The organism is Agromyces sp. ISL-38, from assembly GCF_018613935.1.
GTDB lineage: Bacteria > Actinomycetota > Actinomycetes > Actinomycetales > Microbacteriaceae > Agromyces.
Genome location: NZ_JAGGPF010000011.1, coordinates 83,553 through 95,871 on the forward strand (window position 1 = coordinate 83,553; position 12,319 = coordinate 95,871).

Here is a 12,319-nt window from a genome sequence, read left to right on the forward strand (position 1 = left end):
GTGCTGAGGTCAGATCGGCTCTGGTGCGGTCGAACTGCGACCCTTCTTCCTCCCGATCGCCGAGATCCGCCGCGAGCGGAGCCAGGCGAGGAAGCTTGCGGACACCACCGAGAGCACGAGGAGCACGCCGGTGATGACGTTGATGATGTCGGAGGTGACCCCGGCGAGGCGCAGGGCGCTTCCGAGCGTTCCGATGAGCAGCACACCCGCGATCACGCCGTGGAGTGCACCGCGCCCGCCGAAGATCGAGACGCCGCCGAGCAGCACGGCCGCGATGACCGAGAGCTCCATGCCCGTCGCGTTGTCGCCCCGTGCGTTGCTGTAGAGCAGGGTGAAGTAGACGCCGGCGAAGCCCGAGATCGTGCCGCTCACCATGAACAGCAGGAACTTCGTGCGGCCGACGTCGATTCCCGAGAACGCGGCGGCCTCCTTGTTGAGGCCGATCGCATAGAGGGACCGCCCGAACGGGGTGAAGTGCAGGACCAGGGCGAAGGCGATCGCCAGCACGGCGAACGGCACCATGATTCCGGGGATCGGAGTGCCGGGGATGTTGTCTTTCGCGAGGTCGGTCCAGAACTCGGGGAACTCCGTGATCGCGGTGGTTCCGAGCAGGCCCACCGCGATGCCGCGGAAGAGCGCGAGGGTGCCGATCGTCACCGCGAGCGACGGCAGTCCGACCACGGTCACGAGGAACCCGTTGATGAAGCCCGCGACGGTGCCGACCAGGATCGCCGTGATCGCCGCGATGGCGAACGGCCAGCCGGCCTGCGTGAGGATGCCGGTCATGACGCTCGTGAGTCCGACGATGCTCGCCACCGAGAGGTCGATCTCCTCGGTGATGATGATGAGGGTCATCGGCAGGGCGATCAGGAGGATCGGCGCGAGGTCCCGCAGCAGGTAGGTCACCGTGAGCGGGCTGTCGAAGTTCGGCACGACTGCGAGCGCCGTCGCGATGACGATGGCGAGCAGTGCGATGACGGCTGCCTCACGCGTGACGAGTACGCGTCGCCAAGCGGCGTGCGCATGGGCCTTGTACGTGCGCACGGTCTGGGTCGCGGGAGCGGTGGTCGTCATCGCTCAACCTCCCTGGCTTCGAGGAGCTTTCGAGATTGTCGGAGGGAGAGCACGCGGTCGAGCACGATCGCGCCGATGATGAGGGCGCCCACGACGGCGCGCTGCCAGAAGTCCTCGATTCCGACGATGGGCAGGGCCCGGTTGATGGTCAGCAGGAGATAGGCGCCGATGGCCGCACCCCAGACCGTGCCGACGCCGCCCGAGATCGCCACGCCGCCGATGACGGCCGCGCCGATCGCCTGGAGCTCGAGCCCGGTTCCGGCGCCCGAGCTGACGGTGCCGTAGCGCGCGGCGTACAGCACGCCGGCGAGACCCGAGAGGGCACCGCTCACGAGGAACGCGCCGAGCACATTGCGGGTGACGCGCAAGCCGTAGAGGTGGGCCGCAGCAGGGTCGGATCCGATCGCGTAGAGCTCGCGACCGCTCCTGAGGTTGCGGAGATACCAGGCCGCGACGATGAGCACGACCGCGGCGATGATCGTGAGGAACGGGATGCCGAGCAACTGGCCGGTGCCGATTCCGCGGAAGGCGGCCGGAAGGTCGGAGGCGTTGATGCGGTCGCCGCCCGCCCATGCCACGTTGATGCCCCGGTAGATGTACAACGTGCCGAGGGTGATCACGAGTGCGGGCACCTTGGCGAAGGCGACGAGCGCGCCGTTGATGAGGCCGAGGAAGGCACCGAAGCAGACACCCAAGATGAACACGAGGATCGGCGGGATTCCCGGGAGGTCGATGAACAGTCGCCCGGTGAGATACGCGGTGAGTCCGAGGACGGAGCCGACCGAGAGGTCGACGTTGCGCGTGATGATCACGATCGCCTGTCCGACCGCGACGAGCAGCAGCAGCGACGGCGTCAGGAGCAGGTCGCGGAAGCCGTCGCTGGAGAAGATGAACGCCGGGTTCCGGATCGTCGCCACCGCGATGATCGCGATCAGCGCCAGCAGGATTCCGGTCTCACGCGCCTTGAACGTGCGCCCCGCTGCCCGGGTCACGGTATTGCCGGTGCGCGGCATGGTCGCGGTCACAGCGCGCCCTCCTTCTCTGCGGTTGCTGCGAACATGACCGCTTCGGGCGTCGCTTCGGACCGGGGGAACTCACCCGTGAGGTAGCCCTCGCGCATGACGAGCACGCGATCGGCCATGCCGAGCACTTCAGGCAGCTCGGACGAGATCATGAGGATCGCGAGCCCCTGCTGGGCCAGCTCGGAGAGGAGCCGGTGCACCTCGGCTTTCGTGCCCACGTCGATGCCGCGGGTCGGCTCGTCGACGATGAGCACCTTCGGGTTCGTCGCGAGCCACTTTCCGAGCACGACCTTCTGCTGGTTTCCGCCACTCAGGGTGCCCGTCTCGGCATCGAGCGAGGCCGTTTTCACTTCGAGCCGGCTCGACCACACCGCGGCGGCCTCATTCTCGGGGCCGCCCCACAGGAGGCCGGCCTTGGCGAGCGACGAGCGGATGGCGAGCGTGATGTTGCGCGACACGCTCTCATCGAGCACGAGGCCCTGCTTGCGGCGATCCTCGGGAACGAGTGCCAGACCACGGGCCATCGCGACCCGCGGGTTCCCCTTGGGCAGCAGCCGGCCGTCGACGTGCACGGAACCGCTCTCATAGGGGTCGACGCCGAAGATCGCCCGCACGACCTCGGAGCGGCCTGCGCCCACGAGACCCGCGAGGCCCACGATCTCGCCGGCGCGCACGGTGAAGCTGATGTCGTGGAACACGCCGGTGCGCGTCAGGCCCTCGACGACCAGGAGGTCGCCGCCGACCTCAGCCGGGAGCTTCGGGAAGAGCTCTGCGACATCCCGTCCGACCATCTGGCGCACGAGCTCGGCGACGCTCGTCTCGCTCATGGGCGTGGTCGCGATGTAGCTGCCGTCGCGCATCACGGTGACCTTGTCGCAGAGCGCGAAGACCTCGTCGAAGCGGTGCGAGATGAACATGAGCGCGCGACCCTCGTCGCGCAGGCTGCGGGCGACCGCGAAGAGCCGTTCGACCTCGACGCCGCTCAGCGCAGCGGTCGGCTCGTCCATGATGAGCACGCGCGCGTCGAGCGAGATCGCCTTGGCGATCTCGATGATCTGCTGGTCGGCGATCGAGAGCCCCTCGGTCACGCGATCGGGGTCGATCGAGACGCCGAGCCGGGCGAAGATCGCCTGGGCCTCGGCGCGCATCGCCTTGCGTTCGATGCGGCCGAAGCGGTTCGTGGGCTGGCGGCCCATGAAGATGTTCTCCGTGACGGAGAGGTCGGGGAAGAGCGTCGGCTCCTGGTAGATCACGGCGATGCCGGCGGCCTTCGACTGCGCGGTGGTGTGGAAGTCCACCTCTTCGCCGCGCAACCGGAACGTTCCCGCATCGCGGCGGTAGAGCCCGGCGATGATCTTCACGAGCGTGGACTTTCCGGCACCGTTCTCACCGATCAGCGCGTGGATCGAACCCTCCTCGAGGGTGACCGTGCCCGACCGCAATGCGACGACGGCGCCGAACGACTTCACGACCCTCGACAGCTCGAGCGCAGGTGGCGCCGACGGCGATGCGTCCTCTTGCACGGGCACGTCCTCCTCCTTGAGGCGAATCTGAAGTGAATCGATTCAGGTTCGATTCAGGCATACTCTATGTAGGCCACGCGCGGCGGTCAAGTCGGCCTCCGCAAATGATCCCGAGCACTCGACGATGAAGGAGCACGGATGGCAGCGGCGAGCATTCGCGATGTCGCCCAGCACGCAGGCGTCTCGGTCGGCACCGTCTCCAATGTGCTGAACCGCCCCGGCGAGGTGTCGGCGGAATCGATGCAGCGCGTGCACCGTGCGATCGAAGATCTCGGCTACGTCCGCAACGATGCCGCCCGCAAGCTCCGGGCCGGCACGAGCAGCACGGTCGGCTTCGTCGTGCTCGACGGACAGAACCCGTTCTTCGGCGACGTCGTGCGCGGAGCGGAAGACGAGGCGTCGAGTCACGGCATCGCCGTGCTGTACGGGAACACCGACGAGGATGTCGCCCGCGAGCGCCTCTACCTCGACCTCTTCGAGGAGCAGCAGGTGCGCGGCGTGCTGATCTCCCCGTACAGCGACATCAACCCGCGGCTCGAGCGACTGCGCACCCGCGGCATCCCCGCTGTGCTCGTCGACCGCTTCAGCGGCGACGGCCGCTTCAGCTCCGTGTCGGTCGACAGCGTCGTCGGCGGAAGGATGGCGGCCGAGCACCTGATCGAGACGGGCCGGCGGCGGATCGCGTTCGTCGGCGGACCCTTCGAGATCCGCCAGGTCACCGATCGCCTCGCCGGCGCACGAGTTGCGGTGGAGAACAGCACCGAACCCGTCGACATCGACGTGGTCGCCACGGCGGCGCTGACCGTCGCCGAGGGGGCAGCGGCCGGCGCGCGCATCATCTCGCGCCCGCGCCGCGAGTGGCCCGACGCGATCTTCGCGGCCAACGACCTCCTGGCGCTCGGACTGCTGCAGGCCCTCATCGTCGACGGACGGATGCTCGTGCCCGAAGACATCGCACTCATCGGGTTCGACGACATCGCGTTCGCCTCCGCTGCAGCCGTGCCCCTGTCGTCGATGCGCCAGCCGAGCGGCATGATCGGCCGCACGGCATTGCGGATCCTGCTCGAGGAGACCTCGGATCCGACGCTCATTCCGCGCCAGACGGTGTTCCTCCCCCAACTTGTCGTGCGGCGCTCGACGGCGGCGAGGGGCACGACGGGCAAGACCTAGGGCACGCGCTCCGGTTGCGAAGTTCGAAACCGTGTCGTATCTTGAAACGATTCACAAGGAAACGGAGAGCTCGACGATGAGCACAGGCACGACCGAACGGGTCTGCTTCCAACTGCAGGTGAAGGCCGACCGATTGGCCGAGTACCGCGAGCGGCACACGGCCGTCTGGCCCGACATGCTGCGGGCGATCGAGGCATCCGGTCGACGCAACTACTCACTCTTCCTCCGCGACGACGGGCTGCTCATCGGCTACTACGAGGTCGACGACGACGCGGCAGCGCAGGCGGCACTCGCGGGCGACCAGCGCACCGTGGCGTGGGAGGCCGAGATGGCCGACTTCTTCGTCGCACTCGAGGGACGCCCCGACCAGGGCGCGCCTCGCCTCGCCGAGGTGTTCCACCTCGAAGACCAGCTCGCCGCACTCGACGCCGCCGCGGCATCCGACTCCGACTCCATTCCCGACCCCGACGACTCCGAACCGGCAACGGCCGGCACCGACACAGAAAGCAGCGACTCGTGAGCACCCTCTCCACCGACCAGTTCGCCCAGCTCGAGCAGCAGGCCATCGAACTCCCGTCGTGGGCGTTCGGCAATTCGGGCACCCGATTCAAGGTGTTCGGCACGCCGGGCACCCCGCGCGATCCCTTCGAGAAGATCGCGGATGCCGCGCAGGTGCACCAGTACACGGCGCTCGCGCCGACCGTGGCCCTGCACATCCCGTGGGACAAGGTCGATTCCTACGACGACCTGCGCAAGCACGCCGAAGACCTCGGCGTCGGCCTCGGCACCATCAACTCGAACACCTTCCAAGACGACGACTACAAGTTCGGCGCGCTCACCCACGAAGACGCCGGCGTTCGCCGCAAGGCGATCGACCACCACCTCGAGTGCATCGACATCATGCACGCGACGGGCTCGCGCGACCTGAAGATCTGGCTCGCCGAGGGCTCCAACTACCCGGGCCAGGCCGACATGCGCGGCCGTCAGGACCGCCTGCAGGAGTCGCTGCAGGAGATCTACGCGCGCCTCGGCGACGAGCAGCGCCTCGTGCTCGAGTACAAGTTCTTCGAGCCGGCGTTCTACCACACCGATGTTCCCGACTGGGGAACCTCCTACGCGCAGGTCGCCGCCCTCGGCGACAAGGCCATGGTGTGCCTCGACACGGGCCACCACGCGCCCGGCACGAACATCGAGTTCATCGTCATGCAGCTGCTGCGCCTCGGCAAGCTCGGCTCGTTCGACTTCAACTCGCGCTTCTACGCCGACGACGACCTCATCGTGGGCGCCGCCGATCCGTTCCAGTTGTTCCGCATCCTCGTCGAGGTCGTGCGCGGCGGTGGCTTCAACAGCCCCGACGTCGCGTTCATGCTCGACCAGTGCCACAACATCGAGGACAAGATCCCCGGCCAGATCCGCTCCGTGCTGAACGTGCAGGAGATGACCGCTCGCGCGCTGCTCCTCGACCACGACGCGCTGCGCACCGCCCAGCTCTCGGGCGACGTGCTCGCCGCGAACGCCGCGTTCATGGACGCGTTCTACACCGACGTGCGCCCGGCGCTCGCCGAGTGGCGCGAGTCGCGCGGACTTCCCGCCGACCCGATGGCGGCGTACGCTGCATCCGGCTACCAGCAGCGCATCGCGGCCGACCGCGTCGGCGGCGTGCAGGCGGGCTGGGGCGCCTGAGCCCCTTTTCCACTCGAGTGGGCGATCTTGGTCAGTGATCCCGACAGATGAACGCCAAGTTCGCCCACTCGATGAACTGAACATACGAACGAGAGATGGAGGCGAGCGGATGTCGCGAGACAGCGCGCCCTACGGTGCCGCAGATGGGCTTGTGCGGGTGTACCCGGCGGATGCCGCGGAGAAGCGCCCGACGCCCGGGCTCGTCTGGGCGCACGGCGGCGGCTTCGCCGGGGGCGATCTGGACATGCCCGAGGCCGACTGGGTCGCCCGCTCGCTCGCCGAGCGTGGCGTGACCGTCGTCTCGGTGGATTACCGGCTGGCCGGCGACGGATGCCGCTACCCCGTGCCGTCCGACGACGTGCTCGCCGCGTGGCGCTGGACCCTCGAGCACGCCGGCACGCTCGGCCTCGACCCCGACCGCCTCGCGATCGGCGGGGCGAGCGCGGGGGCGAACCTCGCGGCTGGCGCCGTGCTGCGTCTGCTCGCGTCCGGTGGTCGAGTAGCGGCGGAGCCGCGGATCGAGGCCACGCTCCAGCGCTCGGGTGGTTTCGATACGGCTGCTTCGCTGCCTACTCAACCACCGCAGGGTGGTGGTTTCGATACGGCTGCTTCGCTGCCTACTCAACCACCGACCATGCCCGCAGGGGTGTTCCTCGCCTACCCCACGCTCCTCGCCGTGCAGCCGGCGCCGGATGCCGCCCTCCGCGCGCTGCTCGACGCGAACCCCGCCGCTGACCGCTTCAAGCCGGCGTCGGTTCGCGCGATGTACGAGACCTACCTCGGCGGCCCCGTCGAGTCAGCACCACTCCCGGCCGTCCCCGGACTCGCGACGCCTGACGACGTGCGCGGCTTCCCGCCCACCCTCATGATCAACGGCGAGTCCGACGAGCTCCGCGTCTCAGGCGAGGTCTTCGCCGCGACCCTCGCCGCCGCCGATGTGCCGATCGAGCTGCACACCGAGCCCGGCACCGAGCACGGGCACTTGAACCGGCCGGATCTCGCTGCAGCATCCGACTCGCTCGATCGCGTCGTGCGCTGGCTCACCACCCTGACCACCATCCGAATCACCGAAGGATCACCCTCATGACGAACCAGGCAGCAGCCGACCTCATTGCACGGTCGAACCGCCTCGGCGCCGACCCGAAGAACACGAACTATGCGGGCGGCAACACATCTGCGAAGGGCACCGAGACCGACCCGGTCACTGGTGAGCCCGTCGAGCTCATGTGGGTGAAGGGCTCGGGCGGCGACCTCGGCACCCTCACCGAATCCGGGCTCGCCGTGCTCCGGCTCGACCGGCTGCGCGCCCTCGTCGACGTCTACCCCGGCGTCGACCGCGAAGACGAGATGGTCGCCGCGTTCGACTACACGCTGCACGGCAAGGGCGGCGCGGCGCCGTCGATCGACACCGCCATGCACGGCCTCGTCGACGCCGCGCATGTCGATCACCTGCACCCCGACTCGGGCATCGCGATCGCGACCGCGGCCGACGGCGAAGAGCTCACGCAGAAGATCTTCGGCGACAAGGTCGTGTGGGTGCCGTGGCGGCGCCCCGGCTTCCAGCTCGGGCTCGACATCGCCGACATCAAGGCCAAGAACCCGCAGGCGATCGGCTGCATCCTCGGTGGCCACGGCATCACGGCGTGGGGCGACACCTCTGAGGAGTCCGAGCGCAACTCGCTCTGGATCATCGACACGGCCGCGGCGTACATCGCCGAGCACGGGAAGGCCGATCCGTTCGGTTCCACCTTGGCCGGTTACGAGCCGCTCGAGCCCGCCGAGCGGCGCGCGAAGGCGGCGGCACTCGCCGCGACGATCCGCGGACTCGCCTCGCACGACCGCCCGATGGTCGGCCACTTCACGGATGCCCCCGAGGTGCTCGACTTCCTCGCGCGCGCCGAGCAACCGCGACTTTCCGCCCTCGGCACGAGCTGCCCCGACCACTTCCTGCGCACCAAGGTGAAGCCGATGGTGCTCGACCTTCCGGCCGACGCATCGATCGAGGAGTCGGTCGCGCGCCTGAAGGAGTTGCACGAGGCGTACCGCGCCGACTACCAGTCGTACTATGACGCACACTGCACGCCCGAGTCACCCGCCATCCGCGGCGCCGACCCGCTCATCGTGCTCATCCCGGGCGTCGGCATGTTCAGTTACGGCGCGAACAAGCAGACCGCCCGCGTCGCCGGCGAGTTCTACCTCAACGCCATCAACGTGATGCGTGGCGCCGAGGCCATCTCGACGTACTCCCCCATCTCCGATGCCGAGAAGTTCCGCATCGAGTACTGGGCGCTCGAGGAGGCGAAGCTCCAGCGCATGCCGAAGCCGAAGCCGCACGCCACCCGCATCGCGCTCGTGACCGGCGCGGCATCCGGCATCGGCAAGGCCATCGCCACCCGGCTTGCGGCCGACGGCGCGTGCGTCGTCATCGCCGACCTCGACCTCGAGAAGGCGCAGGCCGCGGCATCCGAGATCGGCGCTGCGTTCCCGAACAGCCAGGATGTCGCGATCGGCCTGCAGGCGAACGTGACGGATGCCGCCGCCGTGCAACGCGCCATCGACGACGCGGTGCTCGCCTTCGGCGGCATCGACCTCGTGGTGAACAACGCCGGCCTCTCGCTCTCGAAGCCGCTCCTCGAGACCACCGAGGCGGACTGGGACCTGCAGCACGACGTCATGGCGAAGGGTTCGTTCCTCGTCTCGAAGGCGGCCGCGCGCGTGCTGATCGACCAGGGTCTCGGCGGCGACATCGTCTACATCTCCTCGAAGAACTCGCTGTTCGCGGGGCCGAACAACATCGCCTACTCGGCGACGAAGGCCGACCAGGCGCACCAGGTGCGGTTGCTCGCCGTGGAGCTCGGCGAGTTCGGCATCAAGGTGAACGGCATCAACCCCGACGGCGTCGTGCGCGGCTCGGGCATCTTCGCGAGCGGCTGGGGTGCGAACCGCGCGAAGACGTACGGCATCGAGGAGGAGGACCTCGGCAAGTTCTACGCCCAGCGCACGATCCTGAAGCGCGAGGTGCTTCCCGAGAACGTCGCGAACGCCGTGATCGTGCTGACCGGGCCGGAGCTCTCCCACACGACGGGCCTGCACATCCCGGTCGACGCGGGCGTCGCCGCCGCCTTCCTGCGATGAGCGGCGGCCACTTGCGGGTCGAGGAGCGCGAAGCGCGTCTCGAGACCCCGGCGCACGGGTTTCGAGACGCGACTCCGTCGCTCCTCAACCCGCAGATCGGGTTGACCCGATGAGCGTGGTGGTCGGCGGCGCCGGCACCGTCGCGGCGGTCGACCTCGGGGCGACGAGCGGTCGCGTCATCCTCGGCCGCGTCGACGGGCGTGGCGCAGGCGCACTCGAGATCCGCCAGATTGCGCGCTTCTCGAACGACCCGGTGCGACTCGCGTCGGGGCTGCACTGGGACCTCACGGGCCTCTACCGCAACGTCATCGCGGGCCTCACCCAGGCGCTCCGCGAGGTGCCGGATGCCGCGTCGATCGGCGTCGACTCGTGGGCCGTCGACTACGCCCTCCTCCGCGGCGACCGCATGCTCGGCGAGCCGTTCCACTATCGCGACGAGCGCACCGCGGCCGGAGTCGACGCCGTGCATGCGATCGCCCCGTTCGACGAGCTCTATCGCCGGAACGGCCTGCAGTTCCTGCCGTTCAACACGCTGTACCAACTCGCTGCGGAACAGCGCGATTCGAGCGGATGCCTCGGCGCCGCCGACTCGCTCCTGCTCGTGCCCGATCTCATCGGGTTCCAGCTCACGGGCGAGCGCGTCGCGGAGCGCACCAACGCGTCGACAACAGGCCTGCTCGGCATCGAGTCGCGCGAGTGGGACGCCGAGCTCATCGAGCGGCTGCGGTTCCCGGCATCCGTGTTCCCGCGGCTCGTCGAGCCGGGCGAGGTGATCGGCCAGGCGCGGCCGGCGCTCGCGGCGGAGTTCGGCCTGGGCTCGCGGCATCCGCTCGATGTCGTCGCCGTCGGATCGCACGACACGGCCTCCGCGGTGGTGGCGGTGCCGATGCGCGCCGAGTCCGCCGCCTACATCTCGTGCGGCACATGGGGGCTCGTCGGCGTCGAGCTCGAGCACCCGGTGACGACGGATGCCGCGCGCGAGGCGAACTTCACGAATGAGGGCGGAGTCGACGGGCGCGTCCGGTTCCTGCACAACGTCATGGGCCTGTGGCTGCTGAGCGAATCGGTGCGTCAGTGGGAGCGGGACGGCGAGGCCGTCGACCTGCCCGAGCTGCTCGCCGCTGCGGCATCCGTCGCCGTGCCGATCGCCGTGTTCGACGCGAACGACACGCGGTTCCTCACCCCCGGCGACCTGCCGTCGCGCATCGCGGACTGGTGCCGCGAGCACGGCGAACCGGTGCCCGCCTCGCGGGCCGAGTTCGCGCGCAGCATCATCGAGAGCCTCGCGCAGGCGTTCGGCGATGCGGTGTCGGATGCCGCGCGCCTCTCGGGCACGCACATCGAGACGATCCACGTGGTGGGCGGCGGTGCGCTCAACGAGCTGCTCTGCCAGCGCACCGCGGATCGCGCGGGACTGCCGGTGCTCGCCGGACCCGTCGAGGCGACTGCGATCGGCAACGTGCTCGTGCAGGCACGGGCGCAGGGCTTCGCGGGCGGCGACCTGGAGTCGCTGCGGGCGCTCGTCGCGGCCGCGTTCGCACCGCGACGGTACGAGCCGCGGCGCGCCCGCTGACCAGGCGTGGGCGAGCAGCTGCAGGCCGATCACGGACCCGGGCATCGCTCGGGAACGGGCTACGGGCGCTGCAGGAAGGACTCGACCTTCGATGGGTCGGTTTCGGCGACGGGGAGAATCGCCTCGTCGATGCGTACCAGCAGGGCCGGATCCAACACCACCCCCGCTGCCGTGACGTTGTCCTCGAGCTGCTCCGGGCGCGAGGCACCCACGATCGCCGCCGAGACGTTCGCGTTCTGGAGCACCCACGCCACGGCGAGCGCGGCCATCGAGAGCCCGGCCTCCTCCGCGATCGGCCTCAGCCGCTGCACCCGCTCGAGCACATCGTCCGACAGGTAGCGATGCTCGCTGCCACCGGCGAATCGGGATGCCGTCGGGGCATCCGAGCCTGGCAGGTACTTGCCGGTGAGCACGCCCTGCGCAAGCGGGGACCAGCAGATCTGGCCGAGGCCGAGCTCCTCGCTCGCCGGCACGATCTCGGACTCGATGATGCGCCAGAGCATGGAGTACTGCGGCTGGTTCGAGATGAGTTGGAGACCGAGCTCCTTCGCGAGTGCCGCGCCGGCGCGGATCTCGCCGACGGTCCACTCCGAGACGCCGATGTAGACGGCCTTGCCCGCGCGCACGACGTCCGCGAACGCCTGCATCGTCTCCTCGATCGGCGTCTCGTAGTCGTAGCGGTGCGCCTGGTAGAGGTCGACGTACTCGGTGCCGAGACGTCGGAGCGAGCCGTCGATCGACTCGAGGATGTGTTTGCGGGAGAGCCCACGGTCGTTCCGGCCGGGCCCGGTCGGGAAGTACACCTTCGTGAACACCTCGACGCTCTCGCGGCGCACGCCCTGCAGCGCGACGCCGAGCGCCGTCTCCGCACGCGTGCCCGCATATGCGTCGGCGGTGTCGAACGTGGTGATGCCGAGGTCGAGCGCCTTCCGTACGCACGCGGTCGCGAGATCCTGGTCGATCTGCTCGCCGTGCGTCATCCAGTTGCCGTAGGCGAGTTCGCTGACATACATGCCGGATGCCCCGAGCTTGCGGTACTCCATGTCGGTCTCCTTCGTGCGGTGGTCGGATGTCGTGCAGCGTACCTGCATGTTCAGGGGCGGAGCGACCGAGGGCCGCTTTTACCGGCGCGGGCCTCG

The 12,319-nt window shown here is 69.1% G+C and carries 10 protein-coding genes; 6 read left to right on the top strand and 4 right to left on the bottom strand.

The genetic code is table 11. From position 1 onward, the window contains the following. Positions 1–9: 9 nt before the first annotated feature. Genes J7E25_RS13695 through J7E25_RS13705 form a run of 3 tightly spaced genes read right to left on the bottom strand, consistent with a single transcriptional unit; the run spans position 10 to position 3,625 of the window. Complete coding sequence (locus J7E25_RS13695) at positions 10–1,074, bottom strand: ABC transporter permease (RefSeq protein ID WP_214870709.1); 1,065 nt, start codon at positions 1,072–1,074, stop codon at positions 10–12. After that, a complete protein-coding gene (locus J7E25_RS13700; RefSeq protein WP_214870780.1) occupies positions 1,071–2,087 on the bottom strand; it encodes an ABC transporter permease in 1,017 nt (338 codons plus the stop codon). Before J7E25_RS13700 ends, J7E25_RS13695 begins: the two co-directional genes overlap by 4 nt. A gap of 8 nt (positions 2,088–2,095) precedes the next feature. Further along, on the bottom strand, positions 2,096–3,625 hold the full coding sequence (locus tag J7E25_RS13705) for a sugar ABC transporter ATP-binding protein (protein ID WP_374196233.1): 1,530 nt from the start codon (positions 3,623–3,625) through the stop codon (positions 2,096–2,098). Between the two features lie 132 nt (positions 3,626–3,757). On the opposite strand from J7E25_RS13705, the gene J7E25_RS13710 reads away from it, so the two are divergent. From J7E25_RS13710 to J7E25_RS13735, 6 genes are all read left to right on the top strand, one after another. Then, entirely contained in the window at positions 3,758–4,789 is a 1,032-nt protein-coding gene (locus tag J7E25_RS13710) for a LacI family DNA-binding transcriptional regulator (protein ID WP_214870710.1), read from the top strand. 76 nt (positions 4,790–4,865) lie between these two features. Further along, a complete protein-coding gene (locus J7E25_RS13715; protein WP_214870711.1) occupies positions 4,866–5,309 on the top strand; it encodes an L-rhamnose mutarotase in 444 nt (147 codons plus the stop codon). Further along, on the top strand, positions 5,306–6,472 hold the full coding sequence (gene rhaI, locus J7E25_RS13720; protein WP_214870712.1) for an L-rhamnose isomerase: 1,167 nt from the start codon (positions 5,306–5,308) through the stop codon (positions 6,470–6,472). The genes J7E25_RS13715 and rhaI overlap by 4 nt, the downstream gene beginning before the upstream one ends. A gap of 109 nt (positions 6,473–6,581) precedes the next feature. Next, positions 6,582–7,559 (top strand): alpha/beta hydrolase, encoded by a 978-nt coding sequence (locus J7E25_RS13725; protein ID WP_214870713.1) that lies wholly within the window; start codon positions 6,582–6,584, stop codon positions 7,557–7,559. Then, positions 7,556–9,607: a bifunctional aldolase/short-chain dehydrogenase gene (locus J7E25_RS13730; RefSeq protein ID WP_214870714.1), complete on the top strand. Its 2,052-nt coding sequence runs from the start codon at positions 7,556–7,558 to the stop codon at positions 9,605–9,607. Before J7E25_RS13725 ends, J7E25_RS13730 begins: the two co-directional genes overlap by 4 nt. A 109-nt stretch (positions 9,608–9,716) precedes the next feature. Beyond that, complete coding sequence (locus J7E25_RS13735; protein ID WP_214870715.1) at positions 9,717–11,180, top strand: rhamnulokinase family protein; 1,464 nt, start codon at positions 9,717–9,719, stop codon at positions 11,178–11,180. Between the two features lie 59 nt (positions 11,181–11,239). Here the strand turns inward: J7E25_RS13735 and J7E25_RS13740 are convergent, their stop codons facing one another. Beyond that, positions 11,240–12,223, bottom strand: coding sequence for an aldo/keto reductase family protein (locus J7E25_RS13740; RefSeq protein ID WP_214870716.1), 984 nt, complete (start codon positions 12,221–12,223; stop codon positions 11,240–11,242). Positions 12,224–12,319: the final 96 nt, after the last annotated feature.

Coding starts and splice junctions, on each gene's coding strand:
- J7E25_RS13695 (WP_214870709.1), bottom strand. CDS start 1,074: ATGACGACCACCGCTCCCGCGACCCAGACCGTGCGCACGTACAAGGCC.
- J7E25_RS13700 (WP_214870780.1), bottom strand. CDS start 2,087: ATGCCGCGCACCGGCAATACCGTGACCCGGGCAGCGGGGCGCACGTTC.
- J7E25_RS13710 (WP_214870710.1), top strand. CDS start 3,758: ATGGCAGCGGCGAGCATTCGCGATGTCGCCCAGCACGCAGGCGTCTCG.
- J7E25_RS13715 (WP_214870711.1), top strand. CDS start 4,866: ATGAGCACAGGCACGACCGAACGGGTCTGCTTCCAACTGCAGGTGAAG.
- J7E25_RS13725 (WP_214870713.1), top strand. CDS start 6,582: ATGTCGCGAGACAGCGCGCCCTACGGTGCCGCAGATGGGCTTGTGCGG.
- J7E25_RS13730 (WP_214870714.1), top strand. CDS start 7,556: ATGACGAACCAGGCAGCAGCCGACCTCATTGCACGGTCGAACCGCCTC.
- J7E25_RS13735 (WP_214870715.1), top strand. CDS start 9,717: ATGAGCGTGGTGGTCGGCGGCGCCGGCACCGTCGCGGCGGTCGACCTC.
- J7E25_RS13740 (WP_214870716.1), bottom strand. CDS start 12,223: ATGGAGTACCGCAAGCTCGGGGCATCCGGCATGTATGTCAGCGAACTC.